17 protein-coding genes are annotated in these 18688 nt (G+C 40.0%); 11 read left to right on the top strand and 6 right to left on the bottom strand.

Annotation, left to right across the window (positions count from 1 at the left end; genetic code table 11):
* The first annotated feature begins 240 nt into the window (after positions 1-240).
* The 9 genes from acuI (at position 241) to fis (ending at position 8190) form a co-directional block, all read left to right on the top strand.
* Positions 241-1221 carry an acrylyl-CoA reductase (NADPH) gene (acuI, locus tag PR809_RS12725; protein WP_206276202.1) on the top strand — a complete coding sequence of 327 codons (981 nt, stop codon included), beginning with the start codon at positions 241-243 and terminating at the stop codon, positions 1219-1221.
* A gap of 235 nt (positions 1222-1456) precedes the next feature.
* On the top strand, positions 1457-1921 hold the full coding sequence (gene aroQ, locus PR809_RS12720) for a type II 3-dehydroquinate dehydratase (protein ID WP_102137950.1): 465 nt from the start codon (positions 1457-1459) through the stop codon (positions 1919-1921).
* A gap of 18 nt (positions 1922-1939) precedes the next feature.
* On the top strand, positions 1940-2410 hold the full coding sequence (gene accB, locus PR809_RS12715) for an acetyl-CoA carboxylase biotin carboxyl carrier protein (RefSeq protein WP_102137951.1): 471 nt from the start codon (positions 1940-1942) through the stop codon (positions 2408-2410).
* Positions 2411-2422: 12 nt separating this feature from the next.
* On the top strand, positions 2423-3769 hold the full coding sequence (gene accC / locus PR809_RS12710) for an acetyl-CoA carboxylase biotin carboxylase subunit (RefSeq protein WP_102137952.1): 1347 nt from the start codon (positions 2423-2425) through the stop codon (positions 3767-3769).
* Positions 3770-3945: 176 nt separating this feature from the next.
* On the top strand, positions 3946-4188 hold the full coding sequence (locus PR809_RS12705) for a DUF997 family protein (RefSeq protein ID WP_102137953.1): 243 nt from the start codon (positions 3946-3948) through the stop codon (positions 4186-4188).
* Positions 4178-5638 carry a sodium/pantothenate symporter gene (gene panF, locus PR809_RS12700; protein ID WP_102137954.1) on the top strand — a complete coding sequence of 487 codons (1461 nt, stop codon included), beginning with the start codon at positions 4178-4180 and terminating at the stop codon, positions 5636-5638. Before PR809_RS12705 ends, panF begins: the two co-directional genes overlap by 11 nt.
* 62 nt (positions 5639-5700) lie before the next feature.
* Positions 5701-6585, top strand: a complete 885-nt coding sequence (gene prmA, locus PR809_RS12695) for a 50S ribosomal protein L11 methyltransferase (RefSeq protein ID WP_102137955.1) — start codon at positions 5701-5703, stop codon at positions 6583-6585.
* Positions 6586-6902: 317 nt separating this feature from the next.
* Positions 6903-7886, top strand: a complete 984-nt coding sequence (dusB, locus tag PR809_RS12690; protein ID WP_102137956.1) for a tRNA dihydrouridine synthase DusB — start codon at positions 6903-6905, stop codon at positions 7884-7886.
* A 7-nt stretch (positions 7887-7893) separates the two neighbouring features.
* Positions 7894-8190, top strand: coding sequence for a DNA-binding transcriptional regulator Fis (gene fis, locus PR809_RS12685; RefSeq protein WP_004258438.1), 297 nt, complete (start codon positions 7894-7896; stop codon positions 8188-8190).
* 97 nt (positions 8191-8287) lie between these two features.
* Here fis and PR809_RS12680 read toward each other — a convergent pair whose 3' ends face one another.
* Entirely contained in the window at positions 8288-9844 is a 1557-nt protein-coding gene (locus PR809_RS12680; protein ID WP_166264301.1) for a methyl-accepting chemotaxis protein, read from the bottom strand.
* Positions 9845-10316: 472 nt separating this feature from the next.
* On the opposite strand from PR809_RS12680, the gene PR809_RS12675 reads away from it, so the two are divergent.
* The gene (locus tag PR809_RS12675; RefSeq protein ID WP_229597481.1) at positions 10317-12452 is read left to right on the top strand and encodes a TonB-dependent receptor; all 2136 of its coding nucleotides are present in this window, start codon (positions 10317-10319) and stop codon (positions 12450-12452) included.
* A gap of 173 nt (positions 12453-12625) precedes the next feature.
* Positions 12626-13450: an energy transducer TonB gene (locus PR809_RS12670; RefSeq protein ID WP_206276203.1), complete on the top strand. Its 825-nt coding sequence runs from the start codon at positions 12626-12628 to the stop codon at positions 13448-13450.
* A 91-nt stretch (positions 13451-13541) separates the two neighbouring features.
* On the opposite strand, the gene PR809_RS12665 is transcribed toward PR809_RS12670, so the two are convergent.
* The 5 genes from PR809_RS12665 to PR809_RS12645 form a co-directional block, all read right to left on the bottom strand.
* Positions 13542-14789, bottom strand: a complete 1248-nt coding sequence (locus PR809_RS12665; RefSeq protein WP_102137960.1) for an aromatic amino acid transporter — start codon at positions 14787-14789, stop codon at positions 13542-13544.
* A 63-nt stretch (positions 14790-14852) separates the two neighbouring features.
* Positions 14853-16256, bottom strand: a complete 1404-nt coding sequence (locus PR809_RS12660; protein ID WP_102137961.1) for a tryptophanase — start codon at positions 16254-16256, stop codon at positions 14853-14855.
* Between the two features lie 531 nt (positions 16257-16787).
* The gene (locus PR809_RS12655) at positions 16788-17444 is read right to left on the bottom strand and encodes a DUF799 domain-containing protein (RefSeq protein WP_102137962.1); all 657 of its coding nucleotides are present in this window, start codon (positions 17442-17444) and stop codon (positions 16788-16790) included.
* Complete coding sequence (locus PR809_RS12650) at positions 17441-17794, bottom strand: DUF4810 domain-containing protein (protein WP_166264294.1); 354 nt, start codon at positions 17792-17794, stop codon at positions 17441-17443. The genes PR809_RS12655 and PR809_RS12650 overlap by 4 nt, the downstream gene beginning before the upstream one ends.
* A gap of 9 nt (positions 17795-17803) precedes the next feature.
* Positions 17804-18478 carry a CsgG/HfaB family protein gene (locus tag PR809_RS12645; protein WP_102137964.1) on the bottom strand — a complete coding sequence of 225 codons (675 nt, stop codon included), beginning with the start codon at positions 18476-18478 and terminating at the stop codon, positions 17804-17806.
* Positions 18479-18688: the final 210 nt, after the last annotated feature.

Raw genomic sequence — 18688 nt, 5'->3', positions numbered from 1 at the left:
TTCGCTGAGTGTTCGCTCTATTATCTACCAGAAACGCGGCAAATTTATGTCAATATACAAAATGAATCCGTCAGGATGCGATATTTTGCATGATAAAAGCCTATTTATGCCAGAAAAAAATAAATTTTTACAAATTAATTACAATATTAATAGCTTAAATACTGTTACTACGTCAATGAAATGCACTCAAATTTTAGTAATTTTCAAAATACATATTTAATCATTATATAGGAGTGAAAGATGAAAGCTCTCGTCCTACAACAAACTGACGAAAAAATCGTCTCTGGCATTCAACCATTAACTACAGAAATGCTTCCAGCCGGAGATATTGTAGTCGATATTCATTGGTCCACACTCAATTATAAAGATGGATTAGCCATTTGTGGAAAAGCAGGTGTTGTTCGCCAATATCCAATGGTACCCGGTATCGACTTTTCAGGCGTGATCCATCACAGTGAAGACCCGCGCTTCCAAGTTGGCCAACATGTGCTACTCACTGGATGGGGAGTTGGTGAAACGCATTGGGGAGGCTTAGCCTCTCAAGCCAGAGTCCCAGCCAAATACTTAACACCCCTGCCAGAAAATTTATCTTTAAAGCAAGCAATGATAATTGGCACTGCCGGCTTTACCGCTATGCTCTGCGTAAACGCCTTAGAAGACGCAGGTGTGACACCAGATAAAGGTGAAATCATTGTTAGTGGAGCAAGTGGTGGTGTTGGCAGCACCGCTGTGCAAATACTTGCGTTATTAGGTTATGACGTTGTCGCGATATCAGGTCGAGCAGAAAACAGTAATTACCTAAAAAGCTTAGGTGCCAAGAGGGTATTACCTCGTAGTGATTTCACTCATCCCGCTAAACCATTAGACAAACAGCTGTGGGCCGGTGCAATTGATACTGTAGGCGGTGAGTTACTCGCCAATCTTCTTGCACAAACACATTATAATGGTGCGGTTGCTGCCTGTGGCTTAGCCGGTGGTTTCGATTTACCGACCAGTGTCATGCCATTTATTTTACGTAATGTTCGGTTACAAGGTGTCGATTCCGTTTACTACCCTGCTGCAAATCGTCCTAAAGTATGGCAACGGCTCACGGAACTTCTCCCATCTTCTTTCTATGAGCAAGTCAGCAATGAGATCACGTTAGAAGATTCTGTCGAATATGCAAAAAAACTCTTAAAAAATGAAGTGACTGGGCGTACGCTTGTTAACCTGCGAGGCTAATCACCAATTTGTCGCGGTACTTTCGCCTAAATAGGGATTACCGCACATTTTCCAAAATAAATTCGGGTATTTTCTCTGATAAGACCAGTATTTTGCTGCTATATGTCACGAAATAATTATAATGACGAACCTTGTCAGTAGAAAATCCATTTATTTTTATGATAAAAGATGACAAACGCTTAGCATCGCGTTATGTTGTCGGGCTATTGATAATATCGTCGGAGTTAGCAGCATAATGGCAGAAGATATTCACATTTTACTCTTGAATGGGCCAAACCTAAACCTGCTAGGTACACGGGAACCCGATAAATACGGCAACCAAACTCTTGCCGATATCGTATCCAACCTTGGGGCAGAGGCTAGTCAACTAGGGGTAAAACTGAGTCATTTTCAGTCAAACGCAGAATTTGAACTCATCGATAAAATTCATGCTGCACGTCATGATGTTGATTTTATTCTCATCAATCCGGCTGCATTCACACATACCAGTGTTGCACTACGTGATGCATTACTCGCGGTGAGTATCCCGTTTATCGAGATCCACCTGTCTAATGTGCACGCTAGGGAATCATTTCGCCAACATTCTTATTTCTCCGATAAAGCAATCGGTGTAATTTGTGGTCTAGGTGCTGATGGTTATAGTTTTGCTTTACAGGCAGCGGTTAACCGTCTGCGCCTAATTAATTCAATCCAAATATAAGAGTACGGAATCATATCCATGGATATTCGTAAAATTAAAAAGCTGATCGAGCTGGTCGAAGAGTCTGGCATTTCTGAACTGGAAATTTCTGAAGGTGAAGAGTCAGTACGTATCAGCCGCGTTTCACCTGCTTCTCAGGTTATGGCTGCACCTCAACAATATTACTCAGCACCGGTTGCACAGCAACCTGCTCTGGCTAATGCGGTTGCACCATCTGAAGCGATGGTAGCGCCAGCTGCACCTGCAGCAGTTGCAGGTCACCAGGTTCGCTCACCAATGGTCGGTACTTTCTACCGCGCGCCAAGCCCAGAAGCGAAATCATTCGTTGAAGTTGGCCAAACGGTCAGCGTTGGTGACCCACTTTGCATCGTTGAAGCGATGAAAATGATGAACCAAATCGAAGCAGATAAAGCAGGCGTTGTTAAAGCCATTCTGTTGCAAAACGGTGATGCAGTAGAATTTGACGAGCCATTAGTTGTCATCGAATAACGAGGCGTTTCCATGCTGGAAAAAATTGTTATCGCTAACCGTGGCGAAATCGCATTACGTATTTTGCGTGCCTGTAAAGAACTCGGCATCAAAACAGTAGCGGTTCACTCTACGGCAGATAGCGATCTAAAACACGTGTTACTGGCTGATGAAACAATTTGTATCGGCCCAGCAGCATCAGCAAAAAGTTACTTAAATATCCCTGCGATTATTTCCGCAGCGGAGATTTCAGGTGCTCAAGCGATTCACCCAGGATATGGTTTCTTGGCTGAAAACGCAGATTTCGCAGAACAAGTTGAAAACTCTGGTTTTGTTTTTATCGGTCCAAAAGCTGAAACCATCCGCCTAATGGGTGATAAAGTTTCTGCGATTAACGCGATGAAAAAAGCTGGCGTACCTTGCGTTCCGGGTTCTGATGGCCCATTAGGGAACGACACTGAAAAAAATAAAGCCATCGCGAAACGTATCGGCTTCCCTGTCATCATCAAAGCATCTGGTGGTGGTGGTGGTCGTGGTATGCGTGTGGTACGCAATGAGAAAGATTTAGAATCTTCTATCAACTTGACGCGTGCTGAAGCGAAATCCGCTTTTAATAATGATATGGTTTACATGGAAAAATTCCTTGAAAACCCACGTCATATTGAAATTCAAGTCATGGCTGATGGCCAAGGCCATGCGGTTTACTTAGCTGAGCGTGACTGTTCAATGCAACGTCGCCACCAAAAAGTGGTTGAAGAAGCACCAGCTCCAGGCATTACGCCGGAAATTCGCCGTAATATCGGTGAACGCTGTGCTAATGCATGTATTGAAATCGGTTATCGCGGCGCAGGTACCTTCGAATTTTTATTCGAAAACGGTGAGTTCTACTTCATTGAAATGAATACCCGTATTCAAGTTGAACACCCAGTCACTGAAATGATCACGGGTGTAGACTTGATTAAAGAGCAACTGCGTGTTGCCTCTGGGTTACCATTATCTGTGAAGCAAGAAGATATCGTGGTACATGGTCATGCTGTTGAGTGTCGTATCAACGCAGAAGATCCGAATACCTTCATCCCAAGTCCAGGTAAAATCACCCGTTTCCACTCACCAGGTGGTTTTGGCGTACGTTGGGAATCTCATATTTACGCAGGCTACACTGTACCTCCGTATTATGACTCAATGATTGGTAAATTAATTACTTATGGTGAAACTCGTGAAATCGCTATTTCTCGTATGAAAAATGCGTTAAACGAATTAATCGTCGATGGTATTAAAACCAATATTGAATTGCACCAAATGATTATGAGCGATGAAAACTTCCAAAAAGGTGGCACTAATATCCACTATTTAGAGAAAAAACTGGGGATTGCTGAATAAGTCAGCGATAACCTGTTTGGCTCATCGTCAATCGATACCGTAACGCGCTGCGTTGCGGTATTTTTTTGTGTTAAATACGCTTTATTGCACTTTTCTTCTGGTATTTTTCACACTCAGCCTGCGGATTATCGTACAATTGCTGATTATTTTTTTATGGGAATGAAGGGGAAGAACGGGTGGATAAACGTTTTCTTCAATCAAATAAAGAAGCACGCTGGTCATTTTATTTGACTATCGCCTATCTAATTGGCTGGGTTATTAGTGCCTACCTACCGGACAACACGCTTGGAGTTACAGGACTACCACTGTGGTTTGAATGGTCTTGTCTCATCTTACCCATCATTTTTATTTTGCTCTGCATAATGATGGTTAAACTGATTTTTAAAGACATTTCTCTGGAGGAGAATGATGCAGATTGAAGTTCTCCTGCCTCTCGTCGGCTACCTAGCTCTCGTTTTTTTGCTATCCATTTATGCATATAAAAAACGAACAAAAGGCGAGTTCTTAAATGAATACTTTTTAGGTAATCGTTCAATGGGCGGCTTTGTCCTTGCGATGACCATCACAGCGACTTATATCAGTGCGAGTTCATTTATTGGTGGGCCAGGTGCTGCCTATAAATATGGCCTAGGTTGGGTGCTATTGGCGATGATCCAACTGCCTGCGATTTGGCTTTCCCTTGGCGTGCTAGGTAAAAAATTTGCTATTTTGGCGCGTCGCTATAATGCCGTTACGCTTAACGATATGCTGTATGCACGCTATCAAAGCCGGTTTTTAGTATGGTTTGCCAGTGTCAGCCTGCTCATTGCCTTTTTTGGCGCCATGACGGTGCAATTTATTGGTGGGGCGCGCCTATTAGAAACCGCAGCAGGTATTCCATATACTTATGGGTTAATGATTTTTGGGGTATCCATCGCACTCTACACCGCAATTGGCGGGTTTAGGGCCAGTGTCCTAAATGATGCGCTACAAGGGCTTGTAATGCTTTTAGGTACGGTGATCCTGTTAGTCGCGATTATTTACCATGCAGGTGGTTTACCTGCCGCGATAGAAAAAATGCATAGCATAGACCCTAAATTGGTATCGCCTGAAGGTGCAGATGACATTTTAAGCGGGCCATTTTTAGCTTCGTTTTGGGTTTTAGTCTGTTTTGGGGTGATTGGTTTACCTCACACCGCAGTACGTTGTATTTCATATAAAGACAGTAAAGCGGTTCACCGTGGAATTATCTTAGGAACGATCGTCATGGCCATGCTGATGTTTGGCATGCACTTTGCGGGGGCACTCGGTCGCGCAATTTTACCTGACCTGACGATCCCAGACCAAGTGATCCCAACTTTGATGGTGCAAGTGCTGCCACCTTTCGCAGCAGGGATTTTCCTAGCGGCACCAATGGCTGCGATCATGTCGACGATCAACGCACAACTACTGCAATCTTCGGCAACCATCGTAAAAGATATCTATCTAAATACCGTGCCAACACAAATCAAAAATGAAAAGCGTCTTGCGCGCATCTCTAGCCTTTCCACTTTGGTCTTAGGTGCATTGCTTTTAGTTGCAGCATGGAACCCGCCTCAGATGATTATCTGGCTGAATTTACTGGCTTTTGGTGGTTTAGAAGCTGTTTTCTTGTGGCCATTAGTCCTCGGGCTATATTGGGAAAAAGCCAATGGAACAGGCGCTATCAGTGGGATGGTCGTCGGAGGCGTCAGTTATGCCATACTGGCTAGCTTTAAAATTGAGATCATGGGTTTCCATGCCATCGTTCCCTCACTGGTTTTTAGCCTTGTGGCTTTCTTAGTGGGTAACCTTTTCGGTAAAAATCCCGTACAATCGACGCCAATTGAGCAGGTAACTAGCACGCACTAACGCCTATTATAGGCAAGTGATTTTGCTCAACCTGATATAAACGAATAAATAGAGAAAAAATAATGCCTTGGATCCAAATTAAAATTAACTCCACCGCTCAACAGGCAGAAGCGCTTGGCGATGAACTGATAGAAACAGGGGCGGTATCCGTCACTTTTCAAGACAGCCACGACACGCCCGTTTTTGAGCCGCTTCCGGGGGAAACCCGCCTTTGGGGTGATACCGATGTCATTGGCCTATATGACGCAGAAACCGACATGAAAATTGTCGTTGCTCAACTAGAAAATAGTCCTCTATTGAGTGCAGGTTTTATCCATAAAATCGAACAATTAGAAGACAAAGATTGGGAAAGAGAATGGATGGATAATTTTCATCCAATGCGCTTTGGGGAACGTTTGTGGATCTGCCCAAGTTGGCGCGATGTGCCCGACCCGACCGCAGTCAATGTAATGTTAGATCCTGGCCTTGCTTTTGGTACTGGTACGCATCCAACGACTTCATTGTGTCTTCAATGGCTAGACAGTCTTGATCTCGAAGGTAAAACCGTGATCGACTTTGGTTGTGGATCCGGTATTTTAGCGATTGCAGCCTTAAAATTAGGTGCTGCTCACGCGATTGGGATCGATATCGACCCTCAGGCTATCACTGCAAGCCGCGATAATGCGCAGCGTAACGGTGTTTCAGAGCGTTTATCTCTATACCTACCAAAAGACCAGCCTGATGACTTACAAGCTGATGTCGTGGTTGCTAACATCCTTGCTGGCCCATTGCGTGAACTCGCCCCTATGATTAGCGTTCTACCTCGTCCGGGTGGGTTATTAGGACTTTCTGGCGTGCTCGCCACTCAAGCAGAAGGAGTGGCTGATGCTTATCGTTCCACTTTTGAAATCGACCCTGTTGCTGAAAAAGAAGAATGGTGCCGGATTACGGGTGTCAAGCATTTTTAGTGAGTTTTTTTATTAAAATTAGAGAATAATTTCTTTGAAAACAACGCCAGAATAGATTATCTTATAGCTCAAATATTGCTCAATAGCTGGCGATAATCTGTTCTGCACGAGATTTGAACAGCACAACCGTTATTTTAATAAATCGTTATAGGATTAACTTAACTATTTGTTAAATATAACTAATTTTATTTTTGCAAAAATGCAAGATAAAAAAATTAGTGATAAATAACCGTTTGCTCAAAGTTTGTCCTTTCATATCTCGTAAAAAATGCGTAATATACGCGCCCTTGCAGTCACAGTATGGCCCCCATTTAGTTATGCGAATCGGACAATATCAGTTGAGAAACTGTCTTATTGCTGCCCCCATGGCAGGCATTACAGATAAGCCGTTTAGGTCGCTCTGTTATGACATGGGTGCTGGGATGACAGTATCAGAGATGCTTTCTTCTAATCCTCAAGTTTGGAAGACCGACAAATCTAGACTTAGAATGGTTCATCGCGATGAACTTGGGGTTCGTTCCGTGCAAATAGCTGGCAATGATCCCGATGAAATGGCTGCCGCGGCTCAAATTAACGTTGAGAGTGGCGCTCAAATCATTGATATCAACATGGGCTGTCCAGCTAAAAAAGTGAATCGTAAGCTTGCAGGCTCTGCACTGCTACGCTACCCAGAAATCGTGAAATCGATTCTTGAAGGTGTCGTCAAAGCAGTGGATGTGCCAGTTACCCTTAAGATCCGCACAGGCTGGTCACCTGAAGAGCGAAACTGCATAGAGATTGCCAAATTGGCCGAAGATTGCGGCATTCAAGCTCTCACTATTCATGGCAGAACTAGAGCCTGTCTGTTTAATGGGGAAGCTGAATACGACAACATTCGGGCAGTTAAGCAGACTGTTACCATTCCGGTTATTGCCAATGGCGACATTACTGACCCGCTAAAAGCCAGGGCTGTTTTAGACTACACAGGGGCGGATGCCTTGATGGTAGGCAGAGCGGCTCAGGGAAGACCTTGGATCTTCCGGGAAATCCAGCATTATCTGGACACAGGTGAAATATTGCCACCAATGCCAGTGGCAGAGGTAAGGCGTATTATGCTAGCGCATGTACAGGAATTGCACGACTTTTACGGTCAAGGCAAAGGAGCCCGTATAGCGCGCAAACATGTTTCTTGGTATTTAAAAGAACATGCACCTGATGACCAGTTTCGGCGCTCATTCAACACCATTGAGGATGCCAGCGAACAGCTGGAGGTGTTGGAGGCATTTTTTGAAAATTTTTGCGTAAATAAAGATAAGAGCTGACAGAACTATGTTCGAACAACGCGTAAATTCTGACGTACTAACCGTTGCTACTGTAAATTCACAAGATCAAGTAACTCAAAAACCGTTACGTGACTCAGTTAAGCAAGCACTGAAGAACTATTTTGCTCAATTAAATAATCAAGATGTTAATGATTTATATGAGCTGGTATTGGCTGAAGTAGAACAGCCTTTGTTGGACATGGTTATGCAATATACCCGTGGAAACCAGACCCGTGCAGCCCTAATGATGGGTATCAACCGCGGAACTCTGCGTAAGAAACTGAAAAAATACGGCATGAACTAATCCTAGTCGGTTAATGCAGTGTTTTTGTGAGCCCTCACTGTAACGCAGTGAGGGCTTTTTATTTGCAAAAATAATGGCTAGTTGCCAAAATAATGTGCTAGGCCATTTGGGTGGATAAACTGAACTGCTGAACAGCTTGTTGTAATTCTTGCGTTTGCTCCGCTAATGAACTGGCCGCTGTAGCCACTTGCTCAACTAAAGCCGCATTTTGCTGCGTAACACCGTCCATCTGTGTAATAGCGACCCCAACTTGGGCTATCCCTTTGCTCTGCTCTTCTGAAGCCACCGTGATTTGCGCCATAATTGCAGTCACTTCATTGACTCCCTGTAAAATATGCTCCATCGTTTTCCCCATCTCATTCACCAACCCCGTTCCTTTTTGTACGCAAGTTCCTGAATCTGCGATAAGCCGTTCAATTTCCATCGCAGCTTCCGCACTGTGGCTCGCTAACTTGCGTACTTCTGCAGCGACTACCATAAAGCCGCGTCCATGCACACCAGCACGAGCGGCTTCGATGGAAGCATTGAGCGCCAAAATATTAGTTTGGAAACTAATATCGTTAATCATGTTGATAATATCAGCGATTTTTTGTGAGCTTTGAGATATTTCAGTCATGGTCACGACAACCGAATCAACAATGCTATTCCCTTTATTAGCGGCCACAAACGCTTCGCCTACAAGTTGATTAGCTTGATGTGTGTTTTCCATATTCAGTTGAACTGCTGCGGTAATTTCCTCCATACTCGCAGCTGTCTCTTCCAAAGCAGCGGCCTGCTCTTCTGTTCGTGATGAAAGGTCGCTATTACCATTTGAAATCTCACTTGCTCCCAGATAAATATTTTCACTTCCTTGCCGGATTGAATTGACCGATTCACTTAAGTCTTTTCTCATCCCTTCAAGTATTGGAAACAATTTTCCTACACAACTATTTCCGAATGGCTGTATAGGATGGCTTAAATCGCCTTTGGCGATATCGATAAAATGCTGCCTTAATAAGCCTAATGGTTTTTGCATCATCTCTGCCATATAGCGATCCGTAAAAATGAGCATAAAGATCCCTAATATTGCCGTGATAATCATAACCATTCGCGTAATATCCATCACGTTATCAACATGATTTCGAGCTTGGCTAATCAACTCTTCTGCAGTTTGGTTGAATTTTTGAATTGATGCACCAAACGTTCGGCTCAATGCAGGAGTGACATTGTGGGCGTGAGATAAATATTTATTGGTATCACTTTCCATACTAAGGGTTAATTGAGGTTTTACCCCATCATCAAGTAGTGCTTGCCAGTTATTAATTACCTGTTCTGCTATTTCAGGCGTCATTGGCCCAGGGGAAATCAATTTCATCTGCTCTAAATATTTTTCCATATTGGACATCGCTTCTTTGACTGGGCCATAATCCACCGTTTTCCCTTCACTTTTACTTTCCATTACTCGGGTTAACCGAGTGACAAAACGAAAATATTGGTCATTTCCCTGACTAATTACCGTCATTTGCTGCACTAATTGTCTATCGATGTCATTTCCATCTGCGATACGTGATAGTGACCAACCACTGTATACATTCGTTCCCCCCAAGATCAGGCACAAAATACTTAATAATACGAAGACCACAGTGCGGATTGAGTAATTTCGAAGTTTCTGCATAGAATTTCTCTTTCGCTGGGATAAAATAAGGATATTTAACTTTATCGGCACTATAGAGAAATATTTTAACCACTGTATTTGGTTGATTTTTACCCGAAATAAGTAAAAACACTTATATTTCAAAAGGGTTACTATTTGGTTTTGGAAATCAAAGAATAATAAAAATTTGAGATTAATATGAGGAATTTGAAGTAGATCGCTAAATGCAAACATCCAACCTGGGTAAATGAACCATCCTTATCGCTATTTTCACACCTAACCTAGTGCAAAAATTGCTACCCTCTCAATTAGACACTCCGATAAGTCAACAGCTTATTTTTACTTAAATCAAATAATTAGCTACAGAATAAATTTGTTTAAATTAATTGATCTTGAAACTAACAACAATATAATAAGATTGATTATCATTTGCATTATCATTACAAAAGGCAAGCCTACTCCAATGAAAAACATTTCCTCCGTTGGAAACAATATGGTTAAATTTAAGCCAAGTTTTATTTGTTTCATTATTTTATCAACACTTTCTTTTACGACACATGCAGCCAATAAAGAACTTGAATCACCACAACTTCAAGAAACAACTGATGCTATTGAGCTACAAGATAGTTATGCACGACCTGACTATGTTGAAATAGAACGTTTACGAGACACCAAACAAATTATTGTTATTTCAAAAGAAGATATTCAAGGCAAAGGAAACCGCACAATCTCTGATGTGCTTAAATCCGTTCCTGGTATTAGTGTCGATACCTCTGGACAAGGTAATATTGACTTGCGGGGACAAGGGGCTGAAACCTCACAACGTAACCTACAAGTATTACTTGATGGGGCTCCAATTACCACATTAGCAAATCACCCTTATACCACTAACTACGATATTATTCCCGTTGAACAACTTGAGCGTATTGAGATCATTCCCGGTGGTGGAAGCGTTATTTACGGCTCAGGGACTGCCGGTGGCGTCATTAATATCACTTCAAATCTGAGAAGTATGGCTGATCCAAAAACAAGTGTTTTATCTGAATGGAACTCAGAAGGATATCGCTTAAATGCCAATTTGGGCGCTCGGGTTAATGATAAGTTTTCAATTTTAGGTACTGCCAGTAAACTAAATCGTGATCTTTACTATAAAGATACCTACCGTAATTCAGAATATTATTCATTAGGTGGAAGATGGGATCTTACCCCAGATCAAAGCCTCATGTTACGAGGAAGTCATCTCACTGAAAGTTCTCAATACGTGAAAACGCTCACATCACGTAATATCAAAAAGTATGGTAAAGACTACGTTCCACCAGACAAAACCGTCACTGTCGGTATTGATGAGAATGGTAAACTAATTAAAAAAACAATCAGCGGTTATCTGATCGGTGACCGCGAAGTCGATAGCTATAATTTAAGTTACCAAAATGCACTTACTGAAAAACTCAATTTTGCTACAGATGTTTTCTACACTGATGGTTTTTATACTAATAATGCCAACTGGGAACAAAAAGTTAATCAAAAAAGCCATGGAACAAAAATCAAATTAGATATCGGCTATCTCGATGATAGCAATCTACTTTTTGGCGTAGATTATGCAAAACAAAAGGCTTCTATTCATTATATTGGGAGCTATAAAAAAGACAGTAAAGGCCGATATTATGGGGTTCCTCATAATTTTGATTATGATAAAACAACAAAGGCAATTTATGTCCTTAACAGCCTAAAATCAGATCAATTTGTATTTACTCAAGGGTTGAGACGTGAATTGTCGGAATGGTCATTTGATAAAAGTGGCACAGTAAATGGGTCTGGTACTTCAGACCGTTGGAATACCGCAGCTGAACTTTCTCTTGCTTACCTTTATCGCGATACTGGCCGAATTTATGGGCGATACGAACGAGGCTACACCCTTCCCGATGGCTTGCAAATCAGCGACCAATCTGTCGTCAATGGTGAGAAAATTTACACTCCCACTAAGGCCGAAGATGAAAAATATGACTTATTTGAAGTCGGTTTAAGAGACAAACTAGCGTTTAGTACTGTCAATGTCACGTTCTGGACATCCAATACGAATAACCAGCTAAATCGTATTTATCTCACTAGTGTCAATGATGCGAAGACAATGAACTTGTTAAAAACTCGTCGCTGGGGAGCTGATGTTGACTTCCAACAGACACTCGGTGATTTCACTTTCCAAGAATCCTATTCATGGCTCAGAGGGCGTTCTGATTATAACAACCATGGCCGTCAGTTTTTGGAAGAAAACGGCAAAAATACCATTGATTACACAAAAAGTGGTTTAACTAAAGTGCCAGAGCACTCCGTTAAGCTAAAAGTAAAATACGACTTCACCGAAGATTTATCGGGAGATATTCAGTACACCTATTACGGTTCGTACAATAATTTCCTTTCTGATGCCAATAAAGAGGAAGATGGCGTTGTTAAATCACGTGAGCTCATTGACCTCAGTGTTCGTTACACACCAATTGAACATATCGAATTATATGGTGGCGTCACTAACTTAATGAATAAAACTTACTACGACTATGTTACTGCAGGTTATGGTTCATTGATTCCTGGAAATGAGCGCTCATTCTTCGCAGGTATTAAAGCTACCTACTGATTTAAACAGGAAACGTTTCAGTGACTATACACCCGTTTTTTCGTTATAAACTTGCTTTAGCGCTGTCACTCGTTATCCATATCATTGTCATTATGTTTATCGCCCTACAAATAGGTAGGGCGGTACCTATAGTGGAAGGGACGGAAACGATAACTTTATCTCTAGGGGGAGCAATGGGCTCTTCAGGGGGCACAGGAGAACAAAGTAGTAAGAGACAAGCGCAATTACAAGAAGTTGTATCAGAATCCCCCTCGAAGGCTGAAGCTGCTTCCCAACAGAAGCAGGTTAGCAAGTCTCAACCGAATGAAAGTAAAATACCTTCAAAAGCTCAACTTAAAAATTCATTGATTCCAGTGAATGTTCCCGTTGATAACACGATTGAATCGCCTTTACTCACGCAAGAAACAAAAGTAAATACAAAACCGGAAATCAGTCAGTCTGTACAAGGAAAAAAACAAGAAAAGCAAAGTAAATTACTGAACAATAACTCTCGAAATAACACAGAAAATCAACTTATTGCTAATAAGATAAGCCATGAGATGCAACAAGGCTCACAAGAAACGGCTAAAGAAATGCCATCTAATTTAACTGATGAAAATCATTCTTCCGCAACCCCATCCGCTTCAGAGAGTAATCAAAGTGGTAAAGGGAATAATATATTATCTGGTAATAGCCAATTTTCGGCTAATGGTGATGGAAGTTATACTGCACTCGGTTCGAGTGGTATTTCCTATACAATTTTACAGGATGCAACCCCTAAGTATCCGAAAGAGGCTCGCTCCTTAGGTTATACAAAAGTGGTTAAAGTACAACTCCGGCTATTAGTTGGATTAGATGGTCAAATTGAGTCCGTTGAAATACTAAATAATAAAATTCCTGATTTAGGTTTTAAAGAAGAAGCGGTTAAAGCGATTAAAAAAATGGTCTTTAAGCCCATTGTTTATCAAGGACAAAATATTAAAATGTATTTTAAAAAAACCGTCATCTTTCAATATTAGCCACAAACCATCGTATCGTTGGATAGGAAAAAAGGTACAGCGAACCCTCACTGTACCTTTGCAGTTATTTTACAGCCTGTGTTTTGAAAAATTAACGGTATATCGGTAACAAATTAAACTGCGCTAACAATTGGCAAATAATGCCGACGACTCCAAAGGCGATAACGGCATAAATTAACCCTTTTCCGCCCCACACTTTGAATCTAGAATCAGGAAAACGTTCTCTTACTTTTAATGCCATAACAGCAGGGCAAATAATTGCCCAGATACATGCAGCCATACCTGCATAAGCTATAGCGATTAAAAAACCATTTGGGAATAACATGCAAAGAATAAGTGGTGGCAAGAAGCATAATAATGCAGATTTCATTCTACCCGATGGGTTGTCCTTAAAATTCAACGAAGCAAGAATGTAATCAAATAACCCAATTGCGACGCCTAAGAATGAACAAAATACAGCACTAATAGAGAACCACAGTAAGAATGTTGCGATATTTTTGCTATTGAGTACTGCATATAGTGATTCAATAAATGCATCTAAATTACCACCTTTATTGATAATAGTTAAAAACTCAGGTCTAGGTAGGTTTCCCATCGTTCCTAATATCCATAGAAAATAGAGAACCAATGCCAAAACACAACCAATAATACAGCTCTTAACAACCTTTCTTTCATTCTCATGGTATAACTTATATAAGCTACAAACGTTACCATGATAACCAAAAGATGTGATTGCATAGGGAATAATAATAAAAACAAATGGTAGTAATGATGCTTGCCCACCTTCTACTGGTGAGGTTAACAGTAAGTCTGTTTTAACAATAAGAAATAGTCCAGAGAAAGCCAGTACAAACAAAATTATTTTGATAAATAAAAATAGTGATGTTAAACGACTTGCCCCGATACCACTCCACCAAATACTCGCGCCTAAGATTAAGGTGAATAAAATAAATATCAATCTTAGATTTATGCTGTATCCGTAAATGGCAGCGGCTTCTTTAATAACTGAACCTGCTGCAGATATATAGGCATATATTAATATATAAAGTACAAATATTAATGCTATATTGGCAATGTAACATGCCCATTTTGGTAATAGTTCTTTAGATATAAAAAAGTAATTCGTTCCTGAACCATATTTTGATATACATTCTAGAATATATATTCCAGAGTGAAACATAAAAAAGCAAACAATTAATAAAATAACTACAGAGTTAATAAACCAAGCTCCTGCCATAATAGTAGGCAAACTAAACATTCCTGCCCCTATCATGGCACCGCCTAGCACAAAACCCCCTACCATTATGGAGGGTTCTTTCTTGGCTGCCGAATTATTCATGGTGTTTACCTTAAGAATAAGGATGAGGTTCCCGCATTGCACGGGAACCATAAGAACAACCTATTATTTAATTGGTTTTAATCTCGCAGTAAAGTGTCTTAATACTGGCGGTTCATATTCGAAATCTAGCCCTTTTAGGGTTGCAAATTTATCTTTTAAGCCAATCAGAGCATCTGCAATGTAATCCATGTGGTCATTGGTATAAACCCGTCTAGCAATCGTTAATCGCATAAACTCCATATCAGCATGTTTTTGTTTACCCGTTTCAGGATCACGGCCTAATAAGAATGAACCAATTTCAACCGCACGAACACCTGATTCTAAATAAAGTGCGTTAATTACCGCTTGAGCTGGGAACTGATCACCTGGAATATGTGGAACAAGTTTCTTACAGTCAACAAATACCGCATGGCCGCCTGTAGGATACTGAATTGAAATACCACCTTCACGTAAACGGTCACCTAAATATTTAACTTGGCCAATACGATAATGCAGATATTCTTCTCCAGCCCCTTCTTCAAGCCCCTGTACCATTGCTGCCATATCACGCCCTGCAAGACCACCATAAGTCACGAAGCCTTCCATTGGTACGCAACGCTGTCTTGCTAAGGTAAAGATTTTTTCGTCATTTTTAATACTGACTAACCCACCAATATTTAATAATGGGTCTTTTTTCGCTGACATTGTTAATGCATCAGCATATTTATACATATCGAGAATGATTTCTTTGATAGTAGAATTTTTATATTTAGGATCACGTTCTTTAATAAAATACGCATTTTCACAGAAGCGCGCAGAGTCCATAACAACAAAAATATTATGTTGTTTTGCAATTTCATAAACTTCTTTTAGGTTAGCCATAGATACTGGCTGACCGCCCGCACTATTACAAGTTACTGTAGAAACGATAGCCACAACGTTTTCTGCACCATGCTTTGCAATATTATCTTTTAATTTTTGAATATCAAAGTTACCTTTCCAGTCATCATAAGTATCCGAGTCATAGGCTTTTTCGGTAACAATATTAATTGCTTTACAACCGTTTAATTCAACGTGCGCTGCTGTTGTATCAAAGTGGAAGTTAGAAATAAATACAGGTTTTTTCGCGCCGCCTTGTTCCTGTTTAACTTTCAATAATACAGGGAACAACATATTTTCAGCACCGCGACCTTGGTGAGCAGGAATGATATAATCATAGTCAAACATCTCTTTCACTTTATCTTTTAAATCATAATAGTTACGAGATCCTGCATATGCTTCATCACCAGTGATCATTGCTGCCCACTGGTGGTCACTCATCGCATTGGTGCCTGAGTCAGTTAATAAATCAATATAAACCGCACTACTTGGCAGTAAAAATGGGTTATATCCAGCTTCTTTTAGCGCTGCTTCGCGTTCTTCTCTTGATGGAATACGGATATTTTCTACCATTTTAATACGGAATGGTTCTACAATTCTTTTAGCCATGATAATACCTTTAATTTTTCATTAAATAATAAATATTAGAGATTTAACCTATAATGAAATAAGTTAAAAAAACTTTAAGGAAAGAAAAAAGAAAGGTTATTTATTTGGAAAGAAGAAGGCTAAGGAAATATCAATATTGAACCATTTCTTCATATAGAAGAAATACCTTGATATAAGTGATTCGTTTAACAAGAACATACTATGACTCCTATCAACGAGGAATTAGTACAACCGACTGCTATTATATATATAACAGTTGTATTACCAAAGTAATCGCCATTGTCATAATATTGTACCTATATCACACTATTCTTGATATAGGCCAGAACAACTTGACTCAAATCACAGTATTAATCTCTATATCAAATTAAGAATTTAATATGATGATTTTTCGCTTAATCACACCAATTAAGATAGGCATAAATAATGTAATTAGATAATTAGACAGGTTAATTTAACTTAAATTTATTTCAACTTAAGTTAAATGGGTAAAATATTTTTTATTTTACCCATTATTCAATCAATTAATAATTACTGAGCATCTTTGCCATATTTAGGTGATCTAGGCCCATATAAGATACCATTAGGCTTACCTGCAGATAATAACCTGACACTTGTTATACCCGCAATTGCATAGCTTTTGTCCGTCATTGTATCTACGATTTGGTTAACAACCGCTGAAACTAATGCTCCAATAATACCATTTGAGGAAGAATTATTTTCAGCACTCGATGCCGTCGCGGAGCCACTCCATAATAATGTCCCTGTTCTGGCATCAACCAATTTCGCATCCGCGGTGACACGAGTGTCACTAGAAATGACCTGATAACTTGTACCATACTCAGTAATATTCAAATAAAGTACTGCATCAGTACCAAAAATTTCGCGCAATTTTGCAGGTGGAACAGCCTGAATATCGCCCGCATTTGTTATCCCATTTTGCTTAAATGTTTCTTCAACAACAGCAACAGGGAAAACATAATAACCCGCTTCAGCTAAAGGAAGCGTCGTTTGTGATAATAATCCATGACTGGCTTGTACTTCTGGTGAGCTATTTTGTGGTAACAGTACCAGAATACTTTTGGGCTTACTTTGATTAAATGCCGTGTAATCAACTTTCGTTGGCTGAGCACACCCCGTTAATAACCATGTCATTATCAATCCACAGACTATAAGTAAATGTTTCATTTTACTTTTCCTTTATTCTTCATGAGAAAATCCATGTAAGCCGCAGATTCTGGATACAATGCTTTTTCTGCAGTAAATTCTTGCATTGCAAGATCAATCGCTCCGGTTGTTGAATACAATAACCCTAAATGCGCATGCAGCCCCGGTGGAGTTGCCAAACCATTTGCTTTACTCATTTCCAAATTCTTTTTCAAAGTTTGAATTTGTTCTTGAGGGCCAGTTTCTGTTTGTTGGTAATATTGGTAAACCGTTGTTTGATAACCGTCCCAGTGATATAGCGGTTTTGGTTCATTAGCACAGCCATTTAATAAAATAGTACCGGCTAAAACAGCCAATAATTTAATTTTCATGTTATTCCCTTATTTAGCTGGCTGCCATGCACCACTTTCAATACCAGAAACTAAGTTATTTACAGCTTCCCTAATTGCTAAATCTAATACTTTGCCATTTAAAGTTGAGTCATAACTGGCTGTGCCACCAAAACCAATCACTTCCCTATTTGATAATTCATATTCACCAGCACCTTGTGAAGAAAATACCACTTCAGATGTTTGAACATTAACAACGTTTAAATTAACTTTGGCATAAGCGACTTGTGATTTTCCACGCCCTAAAATACCGAATAATTGGCGATCTCCTACTTCTTTTCGCCCAAATTCAGTCACATCACCAGTAATCACGTAAGTTGCACCTTTTAACTGTTGCGATTGGCCTTTAATTCCAGCTTCTTCTTTAAGTTCTTGCATATTTGCACGGTCTAATACATTAAAACGCCCCGTTTGCTGCAAATGTGTCATCAAAATAGTTTTAGATTGATTACCTAAGCGATCAACGCCATCAGAGAAAATGCCATTCATATAACTAGAACGATTATCAAATTTCCCTATTGATATTGGGCTTTTAGGACCTGAATATTGCGTGTTATATGTTGCAACTTTTTCTACGGCTAAGGAACGAGAAGATTCTTTAGCACAACCGGTTAATAATGCACTTGCAATAAAAATTGATGCAATGCTGATTTTGGATATATTCATTTAGCTATCTCAATTAAAAGAAAATTAGAATTAGAATTAATTTTTGCATTGTTATTTTGCATTAAATGAAAAACCGAATCTAGTCAAGATTACTTATTTTTTATCTTATATTTAGTTTTACTTTCAATTACTATAGTATTCATAAAGTAACTAGGGTTTACTAAAATGGTTTTCCAAAATAAAATCAACCGTTTGATTATGTATTGATAG

Source organism: Providencia sp. PROV201 (genome assembly GCF_028479545.1).
Taxonomy (GTDB): domain Bacteria; phylum Pseudomonadota; class Gammaproteobacteria; order Enterobacterales; family Enterobacteriaceae; genus Providencia; species Providencia huaxiensis.
Note: the sequence above shows the minus strand (reverse complement) of the source record. Positions and strands in the feature narration are given on the sequence as shown.

What these genes read in the sequence shown, in the direction of transcription:
- acuI (WP_206276202.1), top strand. Translation starts at nt 241, where the DNA reads ATGAAAGCTCTCGTCCTACAACAAACTGACGAAAAAATCGTCTCTGGC.
- aroQ (WP_102137950.1), top strand. Translation starts at nt 1,457, where the DNA reads ATGGCAGAAGATATTCACATTTTACTCTTGAATGGGCCAAACCTAAAC.
- accB (WP_102137951.1), top strand. Translation starts at nt 1,940, where the DNA reads ATGGATATTCGTAAAATTAAAAAGCTGATCGAGCTGGTCGAAGAGTCT.
- accC (WP_102137952.1), top strand. Translation starts at nt 2,423, where the DNA reads ATGCTGGAAAAAATTGTTATCGCTAACCGTGGCGAAATCGCATTACGT.
- panF (WP_102137954.1), top strand. Translation starts at nt 4,178, where the DNA reads ATGCAGATTGAAGTTCTCCTGCCTCTCGTCGGCTACCTAGCTCTCGTT.
- prmA (WP_102137955.1), top strand. Translation starts at nt 5,701, where the DNA reads ATGCCTTGGATCCAAATTAAAATTAACTCCACCGCTCAACAGGCAGAA.
- dusB (WP_102137956.1), top strand. Translation starts at nt 6,903, where the DNA reads ATGCGAATCGGACAATATCAGTTGAGAAACTGTCTTATTGCTGCCCCC.
- fis (WP_004258438.1), top strand. Translation starts at nt 7,894, where the DNA reads ATGTTCGAACAACGCGTAAATTCTGACGTACTAACCGTTGCTACTGTA.
- PR809_RS12680 (WP_166264301.1), bottom strand. Translation starts at nt 9,844, where the DNA reads ATGCAGAAACTTCGAAATTACTCAATCCGCACTGTGGTCTTCGTATTA.
- PR809_RS12675 (WP_229597481.1), top strand. Translation starts at nt 10,317, where the DNA reads ATGGTTAAATTTAAGCCAAGTTTTATTTGTTTCATTATTTTATCAACA.
- PR809_RS12670 (WP_206276203.1), top strand. Translation starts at nt 12,626, where the DNA reads ATGGGCTCTTCAGGGGGCACAGGAGAACAAAGTAGTAAGAGACAAGCG.
- PR809_RS12665 (WP_102137960.1), bottom strand. Translation starts at nt 14,789, where the DNA reads ATGAATAATTCGGCAGCCAAGAAAGAACCCTCCATAATGGTAGGGGGT.
- PR809_RS12660 (WP_102137961.1), bottom strand. Translation starts at nt 16,256, where the DNA reads ATGGCTAAAAGAATTGTAGAACCATTCCGTATTAAAATGGTAGAAAAT.
- PR809_RS12655 (WP_102137962.1), bottom strand. Translation starts at nt 17,444, where the DNA reads ATGAAACATTTACTTATAGTCTGTGGATTGATAATGACATGGTTATTA.
- PR809_RS12650 (WP_166264294.1), bottom strand. Translation starts at nt 17,794, where the DNA reads ATGAAAATTAAATTATTGGCTGTTTTAGCCGGTACTATTTTATTAAAT.
- PR809_RS12645 (WP_102137964.1), bottom strand. Translation starts at nt 18,478, where the DNA reads ATGAATATATCCAAAATCAGCATTGCATCAATTTTTATTGCAAGTGCA.